Origin of the sequence: Microbispora sp. H10836 (genome assembly GCF_012999525.1) — a bacterium.
Classification (GTDB): Bacteria; Actinomycetota; Actinomycetes; order Streptosporangiales; family Streptosporangiaceae; genus Microbispora.
This window is the reverse complement of record NZ_JABBWU010000020.1, coordinates 49190-66078: the sequence shown is the minus strand read 5'-3', so window position 1 is coordinate 66078 and position 16889 is coordinate 49190. Positions and strand designations below refer to the sequence as shown.

The following is a 16889-nucleotide window of genomic DNA, read 5'->3' as shown; positions in this document are numbered from 1 at the left end:
GCCGGTTGATCCTTGTCCCGGCAGGGAGCAATCTTGTGATCCGCTCCCGTGATCAAAGCCCTTGGCACCACAACCTCGCGTCACGTCGCAACGTGGGTGAGCCCCGGCGCGACCGAGGGGCCCCGGCCTGGTTAACCTGTCGCCCATGGATTCGACGCGACCCGGAGCGGCGTTCGGGACCCGAGGGCCGCTGAGCATACGAGGAACGGTGAGCGGGCGATGAGCGCCGAACGCGTCCCCGAGATCGACATCCACACCACCGCCGGCAAGATCGCCGACCTGGAGCGCCGCCGGAAGGAGGCGGCCCACGCCGGGTCCCAGCGGGCGGTGGAGAAGCAGCACGCCAAGGGCAAGATGACGGCCCGCGAGCGGCTGGCGGCCTTCCTCGACGAGGGCTCCTTCGTCGAGTTCGACGAGCTGGCCAGGCACCGGGCGACCGCCTTCGGCCTCGACCGCGAGCGCCCGTACGGGGACGGGGTCGTGACCGGGTACGGCACGGTCGACGGCCGGCCGGTCGCGGTGTTCGCGCAGGACTTCACCGTGTTCGGCGGCTCGCTGGGCGAGGTCTTCGGCGAGAAGATCGTGAAGGTCATGGACCACGCGCTCAAGACCGGCTGCCCGGTGATCGGCATCAACGACTCGGGCGGGGCGCGCATCCAGGAGGGCGTGGTCTCCCTCGGCCTGTACGCCGAGATCTTCAAGCGCAACGTGCACGCCTCCGGCGTGGTGCCGCAGATCTCGCTGATCATGGGCCCGTGCGCGGGCGGCGCCGTGTACTCCCCCGCGCTGACCGACTTCGTCCTGATGGTGCAGGAGAAGTCGCACATGTTCATCACCGGGCCCGACGTCATCAAGACCGTGACCGGCGAGGAGGTGACGTTCGAGGAGCTGGGCGGCGCGCACACGCACAACTCGAAGAGCGGCGTCGCCCACTACGAGGCGTCCGACGAGCAGGACTGCCTCGACTTCGCCAGGGCGCTGCTGTCGTACCTGCCGTCCAACAACATGGACGACCCGCCGGCCTTCGACCTCGAGGCGGACCTGGAGACGACCGACGAGGACCGCGAGCTCGACACGCTGATCCCCGACTCGGCCAACCAGCCGTACGACATGCACACGGTCATCGAGCACGTCCTCGACGACGGCGAGTTCCTGGAGATCCACGCGGGCTTCGCGCCGAACATCCTCGTGGGCTTCGGCCGGGTCGAGGGGCGTTCCGTGGGCGTCGTCGCCAACCAGCCGATGAGCTTCGCCGGCACGCTCGACATCGCCGCCTCCGAGAAGGCCGCCCGGTTCGTGCGCACCTGCGACGCCTTCAACATCCCGGTGCTGACCTTCGTCGACGTGCCGGGCTTCCTCCCCGGCACCGACCAGGAGTGGAACGGCATCATCCGGCGCGGCGCCAAGCTGCTGTACGCCTACGCCGAGGCGACCGTGCCGCTGGTCACCGTCATCACGCGCAAGGCGTACGGCGGCGCGTACGACGTCATGGGGTCCAAGCACCTCGGCGCGGACGTCAACCTGGCCTGGCCCACCGCCCAGATCGCCGTCATGGGGGCGCAGGGCGCGGTCAACATCCTCTACCGGCGCGAGCTGACCGCCGCCGACGACCCGGACGCCGCGCGGGCCCGTTTCGTCAGCGAGTACGAGGACACGCTGGCCAATCCGTATCTCGCGGCCGAGCGCGGCTACGTCGACGCGGTCATCCGGCCCTCGGACACCCGGGTCCAGATCGTCCGCGCGCTGCGCGCCCTCCGCTCCAAGCGGGCCGCGCTGCCCCCGAAGAAGCATGGGAACATCCCGCTGTGAGCAGCAGCGAGCCGTATCTCAGCATCGTGCGGGGGGACGCCACCCCCGAGGAGACCGCCGCCCTCGTCGCCGCGCTGGCGGCCCGGGCGGCGGCACGCGGCGCCCGGCCCACGCCGCCGCCGGCCACGGGAAACTGGAGCAACCCGGCACATCGGCTGCGCCCGGGGCTCCCGCACGGACCGGGAGCCTGGCGCCGGGCCTTCTTCCCCGGCGGCTGACGCCGCCTACCCTGCCATCCGCGACGACCACGGTCCGATTACATCGACGGAACAGGGTGTCAACTGGCTCAAGAGTTGGGACTATCTAGAAAGCGGGGGAATATAGTCAGCCGATCATCTAGTGACGAGTCCAGGAGGACACCATGGCCATCCCGGACTTCAGCGCACATGGCATTTCCGCCAAGTATGCCGTCCTCGTGGACGTCGGTTACCTTTACGCGGCCGCCGGTGAAGTTCTCTTAGGCGCCAAGGAGCGTAAGGAGTACCGCGTCGCCGCGGACGAGCTGATCCAGGCGCTGCAGAAGCACGCGGTCGACCGCATCCAGGGCGAGTTGCTGCGCGTCTACTGGTACGACGCCGCCCGTGACCGTGTGCCCACCGTGGACCAGCGTGTGATCGCCCAGCTGCCCTGGGTCAAGGTCAGGCTGGGTAACCTGAACGCCCGTGGCCAGCAGAAAGGCGTGGACGCGCAGATCCGCAGCGACCTCGAGGCCCTGGCCCGGCACCACGCCGTGAGCGACACCGTGCTGATCGCCGGGGACGAGGACATGGTGCCCGCCGTGGAGGCCGCGCAGGCGTACGGCGTGCGCGTCCACCTGTGGGGAGTCGAGCCGCCGTTCGGGACCAACCAGGCCGAACGGCTCGTCTGGGAGTCGGACACTGTCGAGATCCTGAGCGCCGACTTCCTGCGTCCGTTCTTCACCCGCGCCCCGGTGCCCGTCCCCGTGCCGCCCACGCCGTCGCCCGCCCAGGTCTTCGCGGGCCGTACGGTCAAGCCGATGCCGCCGAAGGCGCCCGCCGGTCAGGTCGCCAAGCTCGGCCCGGGCCGGCCCCGGGTGGAGGAGGTCGGCGAGCACGTGGCGCAGAAGTGGATACTGACCCGCGGCCGGGACAACATCCGCGACCTGCTGCCGGGCCCGCTGCTGCCCACGGTGATCGACACCGAGTTGCTCATCGAGGCCGAGAAGGAGCTCGGCCATTCTCTGCGGCCCTACCCTGAGGCACGCGTGTGGCTGCGCGACGGCTTCTGGGCCCGGGTCTACCGCGAGTTCGACCTCGGGGTCGGCATCTCCAGCAAGTGACGCCGGCGTCCGAGCCCGCGCGGAAGCACTCCCGGCTCAGTGCCCGGTCCCGTTCGAGGCACTCCCGGCTCAACCGCCCGGTCTCGCGCGAGGCGCTCCGGCTCGGTGCCCGGTCTCGCGCGAGGCTCCGCGCGACCGCCGCGACGGCCGAGTCCGATTTCCGCCAGCCCGCCCCGGTGGCCAGCGCATAACGTCGTGTGCGTGACCAGACGACAGCTCGACTTCGACGCGTGCTACCTCGCCGTGTCCGCACGGGACTCCCGCTTCGACGGGCGTTTCTACACGGCTGTCACCACCACCGGCATCTACTGCCGCCCGATCTGCCCCGCCCGCACTCCCGCGCGGTCCAACGTGCGCTTCTACCGCCACGCCGCCGCGGCCGAGGCGGCCGGGTTCCGTCCCTGCCGCCGCTGCCGTCCGGAGCTCAGCCCCGGCGACCCCGGCTGGGACGTCCGGGCCGACCTGGTCGGACGCGCGCTGCGGCTGATCGACGACGGGGTGGCCGACGAGTCCGGCGTCGCCGGACTGGCCCGCCGGCTGCACGTGACCGAGCGGCACCTGCACCGCCTGTTCGCCGCCGAACTCGGCACCGGCCCGCTCGCCGTCGCCCGCACCAGACGGCTGCTGCTCGCCAAGCAGCTGCTCACCGAGACCACCCTGCCGATCACCGACGTCGCGTTCGCCGCCGGGTTCGGCAGTGTGCGGCAGTTCAACGCGGCCATGAAGGAGTCGTACGGCTTCGCCCCGGGTGAGCTGCGCAGGGCCGGCGGGCCGGTGCGGGGCGCGCACGGTCCGGTCGCCCTCACGACCGGCCTCACCCTGCGGCTCGGCCACCGGGAGCCGTACGACGCGCAGGCGGTGCTGCGTTTCCTCGCCGCCCGGGCGATCCCCTCGGTGGAGGCCGTCTGCCGGTCGGGGCCCGACGTGACGGCCTACACGCGCGCCGTCCCCGGCGGCTCGATCACGCTGCGGCCCGCCGCCGGCCACATCCGGCTCACCGTGCGGACCACCGAGACGCACCGGCTCTCCCGGCTGGTGGCGCGCTGCCGCCGCCTGCTCGACCTCGACGCCGACCCGGGGGCGGTGCGGGAGATCCTCGGCGGGACGTCGCTCGCGCCGCTGGTCGCCGCCCGTCCCGGGCTGCGGGTGCCGGGAGCGTACGACGGGTTCGAACTGGCGGTCCGGGCGGTCGTCGGGCAGCAGATCTCGGTCGCCGGGGCCCGCACCCTGCTCGGCCGCATCGCCGCCCGGGCCGGCCTGCCCGCCGTCCCGGACGGGACGGGAGCCGGCCACGCCCCCGAGGCGGACCAGGTCCCGTCGCTGTTCCCCACGGCCGACCGGCTCGCCGCCGCCGATCTCGACGGGCTCGGGCTCACCACCCGCAGGGTCGCCACGATCAGGGCGCTGGCCGAGGCCGTCGCCTCCGGCGCGATCGACCTCGACGGCGCCGGCGACCCCGCCGACACCATCGCCGGGCTGCTGGAGATCCCCGGCATCGGCCCCTGGACGGCCGGTTACATCGCGCTGCGCGCGCTGCGCGACCCGGACGCGTGGCCCGAGGGCGACCTCGTGCTGCGCAAAACCATGGAACGGCTCGGCATCGCCCCGGACGAGACCGAGCGGTGGCGGCCCTGGCGCGCGTACGCCGCGCTTCATTTGTGGAGCCACGCATCCGACACCGCGGAAGGACGCGACAAATCATGATTGTCACGCAGACCCTGCCCACTCCCGTGGGTCCCCTCGCCATCCTCGCCCGTGACGGCGTGCTCGTCGCCGCCGGCTTCACCGCCGACCCCCGCGAGATGTTCGCCCGGCTCTCGCCGTCCCTGCGGGCGCTTCCCCTACGGGAGGGCGACCTCGGCGACGCGGCCGAGGCCGTACGGGACTACCTCGACGGAAAGGTCGACGCGCTCGACCGGATCCCGGCCGAGCAACCGGGCACCCCGACGAGACAACGCCTGTACGAGGCGCTGCGCGCCGTGCCCGCCGGGACCACCGTGTCGTACGCCCAGCTCGCGGAGAGGGCGGGGCTGCCCAGGACGGCCGCGCGGGCCGCGGGGTCGGCCTGCGCGCAGAACCTCATCGCGCCGTTCGTGCCGTGCCACCGCGTGCTGCCCTCGACCGGCGGCTACGGCGGCTACTACTACGGCACGCCCGTCAAGGAATGGCTCCTCGCCCATGAGTCCCGCGCCTGACCCACACGTGGGAGCGGGGCGAGTCGCCCGGCGGGAGGACGGCCGATCCGTCACCCGGGGGACCCCGCCGCATGCGAGGTCACGTCTCCGAGGGACGCCCGCCCGCGAGCGGTCCGGCTACGCTGCCGCCGGTGCCATCGACGGACGGGAGCCTCCGGTGACCATCAAACTGGTGATCGCCGACGACCAGGCGATGATCAGGGCCGGGCTGCGGCTCGTCGCGGAGTCCGAGCCGGGGATCGAGGTCGCCGGGGAGGCGGCCGACGGCTTCGAGGCGGTGGAGGTGACCCGGCGGCTCCGGCCCGACGTGCTGCTGCTGGACATCGCGATGCCGCGGCTGGACGGAATCGGCGCGGCCAGGCTGCTTCTCGGCGATGCCCTGCCACCGAAGATCATCATGCTGACCACCTTCAACACCGGCGACAACCTGAAGGCCTCGCTGCGGGCCCGGGTGAACGGCTTCCTGCTCAAGACCTCGCCCCCGGAGCACCTGGTGGAGGCGGTGCGCGCCGCGGCGGCGGGCGCCGCGCTGATCGACCCCACGGTGGCCCCCCAGGTGATCGACGAGATCGCGGGCCTGCCCGACCTCGCCGCGCCAGCCGAGCTCGGCTCGCTCAGCGAGCGCGAGCTCCAGGTCCTGCGGATGGTCGCGCAGGGCCTGTCCAATCCCGAGATCGCCCGTGGTCTCGGCATCGGCGAGGCGACCGTCAAGACGCACGTCGCCCGTGTCCTGCACAAACTCCGCCTGCGCGACCGCATCCAGGCGGTGGTCTTCGCCTACGAGGCCGGGGTCGTACGGCCGGGAGAGCGGCCCGGACCGTGCTGAGGCGACTTGCCGTCGGCTGGCGGCCCTCCCGCCTCGACGTCCTGCTCTCCCTCGCGGTGGCGGTCGCCGGGCTGGTGGAGTCGTTCGGCCGGCAGGGCCCCGAGCCGTGGCAGATCGCCGACCCGTTCGCGTACGCGGCGGGCGCGGTCGCCGCCGGGCTGGTGGTGCTGCTGCGGTCGATGTTCCCCGCGACCGGGCTCCTCGTGCTCACGGCCATCGGGTGGGCCGTGCAGGCGGTCGCCGGTCCCGGGTACTACGCGGCCTGGCACTTCTACTCGACGCTGATCCTCGTCCACACCGTGGCCGGCGCGGCCGAACCTCGCAGCCGGCGTGGGCTCGCGGGGCTCGGGTGCGTGCTGCTCGCCTACGCGCACCTGCAGACGCTGCAGAGCAACGACGCCGCCGAGATCCTCATCGGCGCGATCTTCGTCGGCGTCGCGTACGGCAGCGGCATCCTGCTGCGGCGGCAGATGGACCAGACCAGACGGCTGGCCGAGCAGGCGGCCCGGCTCGAGGCCGAGCGGGAGGAGCGGGCGCGGTGGGCGGTCGCGCAGGAGCGATCCCGCATCGCCCGGGAGCTTCACGACGTCGTCTCCCACAACGTGAGCCTCATGACATTGCACGCGGGCGGGGTGCGCAGGCTGCTCGGGGACGACCGCGCCCGCGAGCGCGACCTGCTGCTCGCGGTGGAACAGGCCGGCCGCGAGGCGGTCGAGGAGCTCGGGCTGATGCTCGGCATGCTGCGCGACACCGGGGCCGCGCCGCCCTCGCCGCAGGCCGGGCTCGACCGGCTCGACGAGCTGGTCTCCCAGGTGGCGGAGGCCGGTCCTGAGGTGCGCCTGCGTGTCGCGGGCGAACCCCGGCCCCTGCCGGCGGGGCTCGGCCTGTCCGCCTACCGGGTGATCCAGGAGGCCCTGACGAATGTGCTGAAGCACGCCCACGCCACGAGGGTCGACGTCGTCCTCCGGTACGCGCCCGGCGAGTTGCGCGTGACCGTCGTCAACGACGGGGTGGGCGTTCACTCGGCGGGCACGGGAGGGCACGGGCTCATCGGCATGCGGGAGCGGACCGCGCTGCACGGCGGCGAGCTGTCCGCCGGGCCCACGCCGTCAGGGGGATACCGCGTGCTGGCCGTCTTCCCGCTCCCCGGCTGAGCGCCTCATGCCCCCACGGCGGTCCTCGCCGGGGCGTCGCCCGCCCACTCGTCGTCCGTCATGCGCAGCATCCTGAGCCCGATCACCCCGGCGCCGGCCAGGTAGAGCAGCCCGCCGACGATCGTGCCCACCGGGTAGATCGGCGCCGTCAGGATGCCGGCGAGCATCGCGAACGGCGCCCACCACGGCGTACGCCGGGAGTAGGCCAGCGCGAGCCCCAGCAGGAACAGTCCGAGCAGCCCGGCGAAACCGGGCACCTGGAACCCGAACGTCGCCCCCGGATCGGCGAACGCCTCGTCCCCGATCCGGGCTCCCTGCTCGGGCGGCAGGGCCCGCTCCAACCGGGCGTAGAAGAAGTCGCCGAGCATCAGCGCGGAGAAGTTGACGACGCCGAGCAGCGCCAGGCCGCCCGCGACGTGCCCGAAGAGCACGCCCTTGTGCCGGATCAGGTGGATCATGCCGATGATCCCCGGCACCAGCAGGACCCAGCTCCAGTGCAGGAGCGAGGCGCTGACCGACACCTGCTCGGGATGGCGGCCGTAGACGCCGACGGTGTCCCCGCCCTGCCGCAGCGCCGGGTCCGCGACCACCCCCGCGACGTAGACGAGCGGGGCGGCGACCAGGCAGAGCCCGGCCGCTGTCCGGCGGAAGGCGCGTGCGTCCGAAAGCACCGACATGGCAACTCCTCGTGTCCGGCCCGCCGCCTGTCGGGCGGGACCGGCACGGAGAGTAGGCAGGGACGTCCCGGCGGGTCGTCCCCCGTGGGGACGACCGGCGTTCCGCCGATCTCCCTACACCCGGCTCCCCACACCCAGCCGCGGCGCGTACGCCCGCGATGCGGACGCCACCGTGGCGGGGAGTCCCGGGGAGTCCCGGGGGAGTCAGTTCTTGACGATGCTCTGGACCTCGCCGACGGGCACGTCCCTGGTGGCCGAGACCTGGATCGGGTCGTAGGCGAACGGGACGGCCTGGCCGCCCTGGTTCCCGTTGCCGACGACGTTCCAGACGCTCGTCACGGTCAGCGTGTAGACCTTGCCCGGCTGGTCGACGGAGGAGTGCAGGTAGACGACGCCGCACTCGGGTTTGCCCTCGCCCTCCTTGTCGGCGCCCTTCACGTACGGCTTGCCGGTGGCGCCGCATCCCTTGTCGTACACCTCGGCGCGGTCGGCGCCGGTACCGGATTTGATCACGAGGTGGTCCGGCGTCGCCGTGACGGTGGCGGACATGACCCCCGGCAGCGTGGCGGTGACGGACCGGGGCGCCGCCTCGGCCCCGTCCAGCCACACCCAGGTCCCCAGGTTGACGTAGCTCTTGACGTCCGGACTCAGTTTGATCTTCGGCTCCGGCACGGTAAGCGCGGCCCGGGCGATCTGCATGAGCTGTTCCAGCGTGATGCCCCCGGCGGGGGTGGTGCCCTCGGGCACCCAGACGAGCGGCTCCAGCCCGGCGGCGCACGCCGGCCCGTCCGGGTTGCCGGCGTCGTAGGCGACGCCCCACCACTTACCCTTCTCTCCGATCTTGTCGCCGAACTTGTCCAGGTTCACGTCGTAGTCCAGCCCCGCCTCCACCGCCTGCTTCTTCTGCTGGGCCTGGAGGTTGCGCATGTCGTCGGCCGACGAGTTCGGCTCGTACCAGCAGGGGCGGGGCATCCGGTAGCCGTCGCTCTTGCCGCCGAGCCCGTTGCCGGACAGGCCGATCTTGGAGTTGGTCAGCCTGACCCCGGCGGTGTTGCCGTACTGGAACGCCTCGCCGTGCGGCTTCCCGTCCGGGTCGTCGGCGGCGGCCGGGGGCACGCACACCGCGAGCATGCCGCAGGCCAGCAGGGACGTCACCGCGATCGTCGTTCTGCTGCTCATCGCTGGCACTCCTTCGCGAGCTCGTCCGGGTAGTCCGCGTGGCGGTAGAGCCGGATCCGCCAGACGCCGTCGTCGCCGCGCCCCAGGCCGGCGGTCTGCAGGTAGACCGCGCGCGGGCGTTTCAGCCAGGCGGGCTGACGGGCCAGCGCGGTGCCCTCCTGGTCGGTCAGCCGCACGCCGGTCAGGTCGACGCAGCCGTAGGCCTCCGCTCCGCGTCCCATCAGCGCGGGCACCCGCAGGGCGTAGAGCTTGGCGACGCCCCGGGCGGACTGCCTGTCGTCGAGGAATTCGCGCACCCAGGTGACGGCGTCCTGGTAGGCGGACGACTCGGCATCGATGCCCTTCACGTACGAGCGGTCGCCGCCGGAGGTGCCGACGGCCCGCCACTGAGCCGTGAAGTCACGGGCGAACGCCTTGATCACGGCCGATCGCACCGGGTCGGGCTCGTCCGGCCACTCGATCTCGACGGTCAGCCCTGGCGCCGCCGTGATCGCCTCTGCCCCCGGCGGGCGGGCGGGCGTCCCGGGCGCCGTCGCCGCGGCCGGCTCGGCGCCGCCACCGGGGGTGAAGCCGCGGTCCGCGTCCGGCGGGGCGCACGCCGACAGAAGCAGCACGCAGGCCGGCACAAGCAGCACGGGGGCTGAGAGGAGCAGCGCGCGGGCCGGGGCGAGCAGCGCGGCCGCCGCCCTTACGAGTCCTGGACGCATCAACGCGGTCCTCCGCAGTACGCGATCCCCCGCCGCTGCCGCCCCCGTCGCTGCCACCCTAGAAAGGGCCGTCGGCGACGAGCCAGCGCTATGCGCCGATCGGCATGATTCGGAGGGTGACGTCCCGGGCATTGGGGCTCCGATCAGGCGAGACGTGAGGTTCTGAGGTCCGGGGAGACGGTGCGGCGCCAGTCGGGCAACAGCTCGTCGATGAGCGCCTCCGTCTCCGGCGCCATCCCGCCGCCGTACGGGTGCGAGGCGGCGCGGCGCAGCAGGCCGTCGACGACCGCCCGCAGCCGGACGGGCTCCCCCGTGGCGTGCGCTGCCCGGAGCAGGTCGCGCCACAGCCCCTCGTCGTCGGCCGCGAGCAGCAGCCCGGCCCGGGCCGCCGCCACCGCGCCGTGCGGGTCGTGGCGGGCCAGCCTGATCTCGCACAGCGCGTGGGCGGCGTCCGCCACCCAGGCCGTCACGTCGTACTCCAGGGGGTCGGCCGCCAGCCAGGCGTACCGGTCCGGCGGCCTGCCGTTCAGCAGCGGGCCGCGCACCAGCTTCAGCGCACGCTCCAGCAGGCCGGCCTCCACGTCACCGGCGCCGAGCGTGGCCGTGCCGGATCCGGCGCCGAGCGTGGCCGTGCCGGATCCGGCGCCGCCGGGTGCGGCGGTCTCGGCCCACTCGCCGGCCTGCCGTACGAGGTCCTGGAAGAGCCGCCAGTCCGTACGGATCTCCGGCCCGAGCCGCAACCGCCCGGACCGGTCGAGGAAGAGGTGAGGGCGGCCCTCGGAGTCGCGCCCGAGCCACTCGGCGACCCGCGCGATCGTGGCGTCGCGCACCGCGAGCTGCACGCCGCGCGGCCACAGCACGCCGGCCAGTACGGCCGGGTGGACCCCGTCCGGGTGGGTGGCCAGGTAGACGACGAGTTCGTGGGCGAGGGCCGCCCGGCCCTCTTCGAGCCGGTTCACCGGACTGATCTCGATCGGGCCGAGGACGCGGACCTCGATGGAGGGCGGCTCCTCGCTCAACCGCTCGGTGAGCGGGGTGAGCGGCTCGCCCTCCTGCTGCCGGGTCGTGTCGAACAGGCCGACCACGGCGTCGTAGTGCCGCCGCGGCAGCAGGTGGGCCTCGATGTCCAGGCTCAGCGCGTCCACCCGGGCCCGGCCGTCGTCGGTGACCTCCCACGTCCAGGTGGCGTGCGGCACCTCGCCCGCGATCACGAAGCCGCAGGCCGTACGCCTGCCCTTGCCGAGCAGCGCCAGGCGACGCGCCTCGTCCTCGTCGGGGCGGATGGCCGACAGGAGGTAGTGCGGGGTGTGCGCGGGGTCGGCCACCCGGCTGTGGACGCGGCCGGTCAGCACGTCGCCGTCGTACCGGGCACGCTCCTCGAACTCCGGCAGCACCGCGGCCAGGCTGCCCGCCGTCCTGATCCGCTCGGGCGCGAGCAGGGTCAGCTCCTCGCCGAAGCCGACGAGCGTGATGCGCATCTGGTCGGACCACCGGTTGGTCGCCAGTTCGACCGCGAGCGCCGACAGAGCGGCGACGGTGTGCGCCCCGGTGATCGCGATCACCCCGTGCGCGGCCTCCAGGTCGACCAGCACCCGGCCGCCCTGCCCGGTGCCGAGCGAGACCAGCCCGGGATAGGGCGCGGGCACCCCGGCCAGCGTGTGCTCGTCGATGCGGCGTCCCTCGTGGGCCGGAAGACGCCAGACCTGCCCGTCGTCGCAGGACTCCCACGGCTCGGGCGCGTCCTGCTCCGCCGGGTGGATCCACAGGTCGAGACCGCGGTTGGACAGGTGGACGGCGTAGATCGTCGGAGGGCGCCGGCCGGCGTCGGCCAGCAGGCGGCCGAGCAGGCGCAGGCCGATGTCGAGCATCCGGCTGCCGGGGGCGTCGGCACCCAGACGGATCGCGACCTCGGCCTCGGCGGCGTCCCCTCGTGGCCGGGCGATGCGCCGTCCGAAGGCCCGGCGCCACAGCTGCTCCCGCCGCCTGCGGCCGAGCAGGGCCAGCAGCCCCGCCGCCGCCAGCGACGACGCCGCCAGGTAGTCGGCGAGGACCGGCCCGCCCTGCCGCTCTCCGGGCTCCTCGCCGGCGGTCAGGTGACCGCCCGTGTCCGACGACGGCGCGGACGGCGCTACGGAGGGCCGCGTGGACGGCTGTGTGGACGGCTGCCCGGCGGCGTGGCCACCGGCCGCCCTGGCCTGGGCGGTGGCGGGCTCAGCGGACGGCTGCCCGGCGGCATGCCCACCCGAGGTCGTGGCCTCCGCCGTGGGCCGCCCGTGCGCCGGCGGCTGCGCCGTGGGAGGTGCCTCCCGCGCCGTCTCGGCCACCCCGGCGGGCTGGGCGGTGGTCGTGCCGACCGGACGCGGCGTCGGCGCCGACCGAGCGGTGGCGGGTGTGTCCGTCGCGTCGCCGGCCCGGCCGGCGCGCTCTGACGGGGTGTCCTGCGGCATCGCGGGCGGCGGCAGCACGATCCCCGGTTTGCTCGGCTCGGGCGTCGCCCTGCCCCGCTCGTGGCCCGCGTCCCCCGGCCGGGCGGTGGGGTCGCCCTGCCCCTGGTCGGGCCGTGTGGTGTCCGCGTCACCGCCCGCCTGGCCGTCCGCCGTGGCGTCCGTCGTGCTCCCGGTGTGCGAACCGGCGGTGGGACGCGAGTCCGGCGTCGTGCGCCGGTCCTCGGCCGCGCCCTGGTCGGCGTGGGCGCCGCCGCCGGTGGCCCCTCCCCCGGCGTACCGGGTGTCGCCGTCGAGCTCGGCCGGCGCGTGGCGGTGCTCCTTCAGGATCTCCGGCCGGTCGTCGTCGACCGGCACGATGTGGACGTTCCTGGCGTCGTCCGGCATGTCGAGCACCCAGCCGGGACGAATGAGGTCGGCCATGTGCAGCCGGCTGCCGTCGGGCTGCTCCTTGTGCTGGTTGAGGCGGTAGATCTCCGGATAGCGGCGCCCGTCGCCCAGGCACTTCTCCGCGATCTCCCACAGGCTCTCGTGGTGGCGTCCGTGCGGAGGCTGGACCACGTAGACCTTCTTGACCTCTCTCGCGTGCAGGGCCGGACGCTCCGCCTCGGCCTGCGGCACCGGCGCCGACAACGCCGCGACCTGCGGCCGGATCGGGGCCGGGGCGCCCGCGCGGGCGATGGGCACCGCCACGGCGGCCGCGGTGAACAGCAGCAGCACGGCGGAGACCAGGCGGTTCGCGAGCGCCTGGGTGCCCCCCGACAGCGGCACCCGGGCCGGCATGCCGACCCGCCGCAGCCCCGCGTAGACCTCGACGACCACGCACAGGAACAGCTGCAGCCAGGCCAGCCACACCAGGAGGATCAGGATCGCGATGATCGTATCGGGGCCGACCTGACTGGTGAACAGGTCCGCGTTCAGCAGGTCGCCGCTGATGGGCGGACCGGCCAGCCGGAGCAGCGCGTACGGCACGCCGCCCACCAGACCCACCAGCGCGACCAGGGCCCCGAGGCCGGCGAGGACGTCCCCGGCCGTACGCCGGGTGCGCAGCCGTACGGGCCGGTCGTCGTGCCAGTGCTCGGGCGCCCGCTGCGGCCCCAGCACGGACGGCAGGCCCTCCGGGCGCGGGCGGGGGCCCCGCCCGGGCGTGCCACCCGCCGGGGCCTCGGTGCCGGGACCCCGCTGCGCTTCGCGCTCGAACCCCCGCCGCGCCTCGCGTCCAGAAGGCCGTTGCGTTTCGCGCTCGAACCCTCGCCGCACGTCGCGCCCCTGACTCCGCTGTACCTCGCGCTCGGGCCCCCGCTGTACCTCGCGTTCGGGCCCCCGCTGGGTCTCGCGGAGGAACTCCTCCCGCCGCCCGCCCGGCGGCCGCGTCCCTGTCATGCCTCTCCCGGATCAGGGGCGGCCGTGGCCTCCGCCTCCATGTCCGAGCCGGCGAAACCCAGCGCGGCAAGGAAGAAGGCGTTCCAGTGGACCGACACCGCCACGGTGACGTCCGCCTGGCCGCCGCCCACGGTGCACTCGGTCATGCGTACGCCGTCGGCCTGCTGGTTGGCCGTGATCTCCTCGGCCGGGCCGCACACCGCGCTCTCGTCGGCGAGCAGCCGCACCTGACCGGTGGCCCGCAGGGTCTCGACGTCGATCTGGTCGGCGGCGGCGCGGGCGGCCTGCTCGGCGATGTCCGCGGCCTTCAGCCGGGCGTTCATGGCGGCCCCGCCGTCGACCAGCAGCCCGGCCAGCAGGAACACCACCCCCGAGAAGAGGACCACGAACACCGACATGGAGCCCCGCTCTCCCGGCCCCCCGCCTGCGGCGGCGCGCGTCGTACGCCTGCCCGCCACAGGCCCCACGGGGGTGCGCGGCGACGGCGCCGCGCCTCGGGCCCGACGCGGAGCGGTCCCGCGGTCGCGCGGACGCCGACCACACCGCGGGAAGACGGAAGCCGGAGAGCCGGGGCACGGACGCGGCGGGGTCACTGCACCCTCCGATACCGTTCGAGCGGCACGACCGAGGCGCCCGACATCTGCTTGGTGGCGCCGAAGCCGAGGAAGTCGAGGTTGAGCTCGCAGGTCACGGTCGCCCGCACGAAGCCGTCCATCTTCCACTCACTGCCGGACATGCTGACCTGCGGCGAGCAGTCGCCGGAGAGCGCGGCCTCGGCGGCCTCCTTCGCGGCCGACTCGGCCTCCGCCTCGGTGCGCTGCACGGAGGCCGCCCGGGCGGCGTCCCGCGCGGCACCGTTGACCTCGCCCTGGGCCTCCACGATCCGGCCCGCGCCGACGAGGAACAACAGGAAGAGCAGGAAGAGCGGGGCCAGCATGACCGTCTCGGCCGTCATCGACCCGCGTTCCCCCACGTTCGTTCCCCAGCCGACGCGCCCCCGGCCAACGGGGCCCCTGCCGCCGAACGGTCCGGACATGCCGAACCCGCCGGGCACACCGAACCCGCCGGGCGCACCGTGCGGCCCGAGCACGCCGGGCTCGCCGGGCTCGCCGGGCGGGGCGGGTTCGGGCGAGGTCCGGGTCATTCGCAGCCGTCCGAGCCGTCGTCGGGGCGGAAGCACTCGATGGGCCCGCCGAAGCGCGAGGTGATCGTGAAGGTCATCTCGGGCAGCAGCGGCACCACCTGGACGGCGCTGCCGGTGATCTCCACCCCGCGCTGGTCGCCCTGCTCCCAGGCCTTGGCCTGGGCGTTCTTCAGCAACTGCGGCCCGATGGCCTGCACGATCTGCCGCGCCTTGCCCTCGGCCGCCTCCTGCCAGCCGTCGGAGCCGCCCGCACGGGCGATGCGCGCGCCCTCCCGCGCGGCGGCGTCGGCGACCTGGCGGCCGTGGAACCAGAGCGTGACCTGGACGATCAGCAGCACGACGGCGAGCACGACCGGCATGAGCATGGCGAGCTCGATCACCGTGGCGCCCCGCTCGCTCCTCTGGCGTCCCGAAGCCCGCCCGCTTCGCTCGCCGCGCTCACTCGCACCGGCCCGCGTCATTCCCGCGACCCGCCCACTCGCCCCGGCCCACGTAATTCCCGCGACCCGCTCACTCGCCCCGGCCCGCTCACTCGCCCCGGCCCGCTCACTCGCCTCGGCCCGCCGCGGCCGGGACCCGTACGGCACCCGGGCCGCGTCCGCGGTCGCCCCGGCCCGCGCGCCGTGCACGACGGCCGCGGCGCCCACGGTGCCCACGACGGCCAGCACGCCCTCCGCACACCGCGCGGGGGTCGCGGCGCGCGCGTTCGTCACTCCCGGCATGGTCGCCATACCCGGGTCGCCACGCCCATGCCGGTCACTCGCCGCCACCGCCGCCGCCACCACCACCGCCGCCGCCACCACCGCCGAAGCTGTTCTGGAGGTCGGACTGCTTCTGTTCGACCAACTGCTTGATCAGCGTGGCCAGGCCGAGCGCGACTCCGGCGATGATGGCGGTGATGATCACCCATTCGACCGCGGAGGCTCCCCTGGACGGAGCGTTCCTGGCGCGGTCCAGCCGTACGTGGAGCACGGCGATCAAATAGTGGAACCAGAGCATCAGGCCCCCAACATCTTCATGGCTGCGGGAAAACTGAGGAAGATCACGAAACCCGCGCACAGCAGGAGCTGGGCGACGAGCATCGACTGGGACCGTTCGCCCGCCTTGCCCTCGACCTCCGCGAGTTCGCGGCGGCGCAGGGTGGCGGCGCGGGCGGTGAGCGAGGCGCGGACCTTGGCGCCGTCGTCGGCGACGAGCCCGAGCGCGGCCGACAGGTCCCGCAGCTCGTCCACGTTGATCTCGTCGCCGAGCTGGCCGAGGGCCTGCCAGGGGGTGATGCCGACGATCCGGGCGTTGGCCAGAGCCTCGCGGATGCGCTCCATCGCCCAGTTGGAGCCGGGGGCGGGCCCGGCCCCGTTGACGGACGCGGTGCCGTTCAGTGCCCCGGGCGTGGTGACGGGACTGCCGACGGCGACCGCCATCATCAGTGCCTCGGGCACGCCCCGCCCGCCCGCGAGGTTCATCGACACGAGGTCGAGGAAGGCGCCCACGGCGTGCCGGAAGTCCCGGCGCCGTACGGCGGCGTCCCGCCGGATCTGCGCGTCGGGCAGCAGGAAGAAGATCACGCAGACGACGAGGGCCGACCAGAGCGGCACCTGCACCGAGACGCCCCACCCCATCAGCGTGAGCCAGCCGACGAGGATCGGGAACGCCAGCAGGCCGGAGACACCGAGCAGCAGCTTGGTCGCGAGGAACCCCTCGAAGGACTTGCCGAGAAGCGCCAGGTCGGCCTTGACGGACCGCGCCTCCCACCCCCGCGCCGCGTAGAACCGGGCCAGCCGCAGGCCGAGCACGCGGCGGAACTCGCTGACGTCCTCCTCGGGCGCGATCAGCGGCGCCCGCGGCACGCCCTCGCCGTCACGGGCCTGGTCGAGCGCGGCGAGCCGGGCGGTCAGGCCGGGCCGGGGCGGGAACAGCGCCCGCAGCAGCAGGAAGAGCCCGAGGCCGAGCACGGCTCCGCAGAGCACTGTTTCGATCACGGCGCCCTCCGTCCGTCCGCGAGATCACGGATGGCATCGCGCCCGGTGGACGGCGGATGCGCGATTTCCCGCGTGATCACGAAGAGCGAAGC

16 protein-coding genes are annotated in these 16889 nt (G+C 74.0%); 7 read left to right on the top strand and 9 right to left on the bottom strand.

Annotated elements, in window-relative coordinates; genetic code table 11:
- The first annotated feature begins 219 nt into the window (after positions 1-219).
- From HHX30_RS30585 to HHX30_RS30555, 7 genes are all read left to right on the top strand, one after another.
- Positions 220-1809: an acyl-CoA carboxylase subunit beta gene (locus tag HHX30_RS30585; protein WP_169986144.1), complete on the top strand. Its 1590-nt coding sequence runs from the start codon at positions 220-222 to the stop codon at positions 1807-1809.
- Entirely contained in the window at positions 1806-2027 is a 222-nt protein-coding gene (locus HHX30_RS30580; protein ID WP_169986142.1) for an acyl-CoA carboxylase subunit epsilon, read from the top strand. The genes HHX30_RS30585 and HHX30_RS30580 overlap by 4 nt, the downstream gene beginning before the upstream one ends.
- Before the next feature lie 143 nt (positions 2028-2170).
- Positions 2171-3109, top strand: a complete 939-nt coding sequence (locus HHX30_RS30575) for an NYN domain-containing protein (protein WP_169986141.1) — start codon at positions 2171-2173, stop codon at positions 3107-3109.
- 201 nt (positions 3110-3310) lie between these two features.
- Entirely contained in the window at positions 3311-4813 is a 1503-nt protein-coding gene (locus HHX30_RS30570) for an Ada metal-binding domain-containing protein (RefSeq protein ID WP_169986140.1), read from the top strand.
- Positions 4810-5304 carry a methylated-DNA--[protein]-cysteine S-methyltransferase gene (locus tag HHX30_RS30565; RefSeq protein ID WP_169986139.1) on the top strand — a complete coding sequence of 165 codons (495 nt, stop codon included), beginning with the start codon at positions 4810-4812 and terminating at the stop codon, positions 5302-5304. Before HHX30_RS30570 ends, HHX30_RS30565 begins: the two co-directional genes overlap by 4 nt.
- A 157-nt stretch (positions 5305-5461) precedes the next feature.
- The gene (locus HHX30_RS30560; protein ID WP_169986138.1) at positions 5462-6130 is read left to right on the top strand and encodes a response regulator transcription factor; all 669 of its coding nucleotides are present in this window, start codon (positions 5462-5464) and stop codon (positions 6128-6130) included.
- Positions 6124-7284, top strand: coding sequence for a sensor histidine kinase (locus HHX30_RS30555; RefSeq protein WP_169986137.1), 1161 nt, complete (start codon positions 6124-6126; stop codon positions 7282-7284). The genes HHX30_RS30560 and HHX30_RS30555 overlap by 7 nt, the downstream gene beginning before the upstream one ends.
- Positions 7285-7289: 5 nt before the next feature.
- Here HHX30_RS30555 and HHX30_RS30550 read toward each other — a convergent pair whose 3' ends face one another.
- From HHX30_RS30550 to HHX30_RS30505, 9 genes are all read right to left on the bottom strand, one after another.
- A complete protein-coding gene (locus HHX30_RS30550) occupies positions 7290-7961 on the bottom strand; it encodes a hypothetical protein (protein ID WP_169986136.1) in 672 nt (223 codons plus the stop codon).
- Between the two features lie 204 nt (positions 7962-8165).
- Positions 8166-9140, bottom strand: coding sequence for a hypothetical protein (locus HHX30_RS30545; protein WP_169986135.1), 975 nt, complete (start codon positions 9138-9140; stop codon positions 8166-8168).
- Positions 9137-9847 (bottom strand): hypothetical protein, encoded by a 711-nt coding sequence (locus tag HHX30_RS30540; RefSeq protein WP_169986133.1) that lies wholly within the window; start codon positions 9845-9847, stop codon positions 9137-9139. Before HHX30_RS30540 ends, HHX30_RS30545 begins: the two co-directional genes overlap by 4 nt.
- A gap of 143 nt (positions 9848-9990) precedes the next feature.
- Positions 9991-13674 carry a hypothetical protein gene (locus HHX30_RS40910; protein ID WP_211592780.1) on the bottom strand — a complete coding sequence of 1228 codons (3684 nt, stop codon included), beginning with the start codon at positions 13672-13674 and terminating at the stop codon, positions 9991-9993.
- Complete coding sequence (locus HHX30_RS30525; RefSeq protein WP_169986131.1) at positions 13671-14072, bottom strand: pilus assembly protein TadG-related protein; 402 nt, start codon at positions 14070-14072, stop codon at positions 13671-13673. Before HHX30_RS30525 ends, HHX30_RS40910 begins: the two co-directional genes overlap by 4 nt.
- Before the next feature lie 191 nt (positions 14073-14263).
- The gene (locus tag HHX30_RS30520; RefSeq protein ID WP_169986129.1) at positions 14264-14818 is read right to left on the bottom strand and encodes a TadE/TadG family type IV pilus assembly protein; all 555 of its coding nucleotides are present in this window, start codon (positions 14816-14818) and stop codon (positions 14264-14266) included.
- Complete coding sequence (locus HHX30_RS43490; protein WP_311922931.1) at positions 14815-15531, bottom strand: TadE/TadG family type IV pilus assembly protein; 717 nt, start codon at positions 15529-15531, stop codon at positions 14815-14817. The genes HHX30_RS30520 and HHX30_RS43490 overlap by 4 nt, the downstream gene beginning before the upstream one ends.
- 43 nt (positions 15532-15574) lie before the next feature.
- A complete protein-coding gene (locus tag HHX30_RS30510) occupies positions 15575-15817 on the bottom strand; it encodes a hypothetical protein (RefSeq protein WP_169986128.1) in 243 nt (80 codons plus the stop codon).
- Positions 15817-16797, bottom strand: a complete 981-nt coding sequence (locus HHX30_RS30505) for a type II secretion system protein (protein ID WP_169986126.1) — start codon at positions 16795-16797, stop codon at positions 15817-15819. Before HHX30_RS30505 ends, HHX30_RS30510 begins: the two co-directional genes overlap by 1 nt.
- Positions 16798-16889 lie beyond the last annotated feature (92 nt).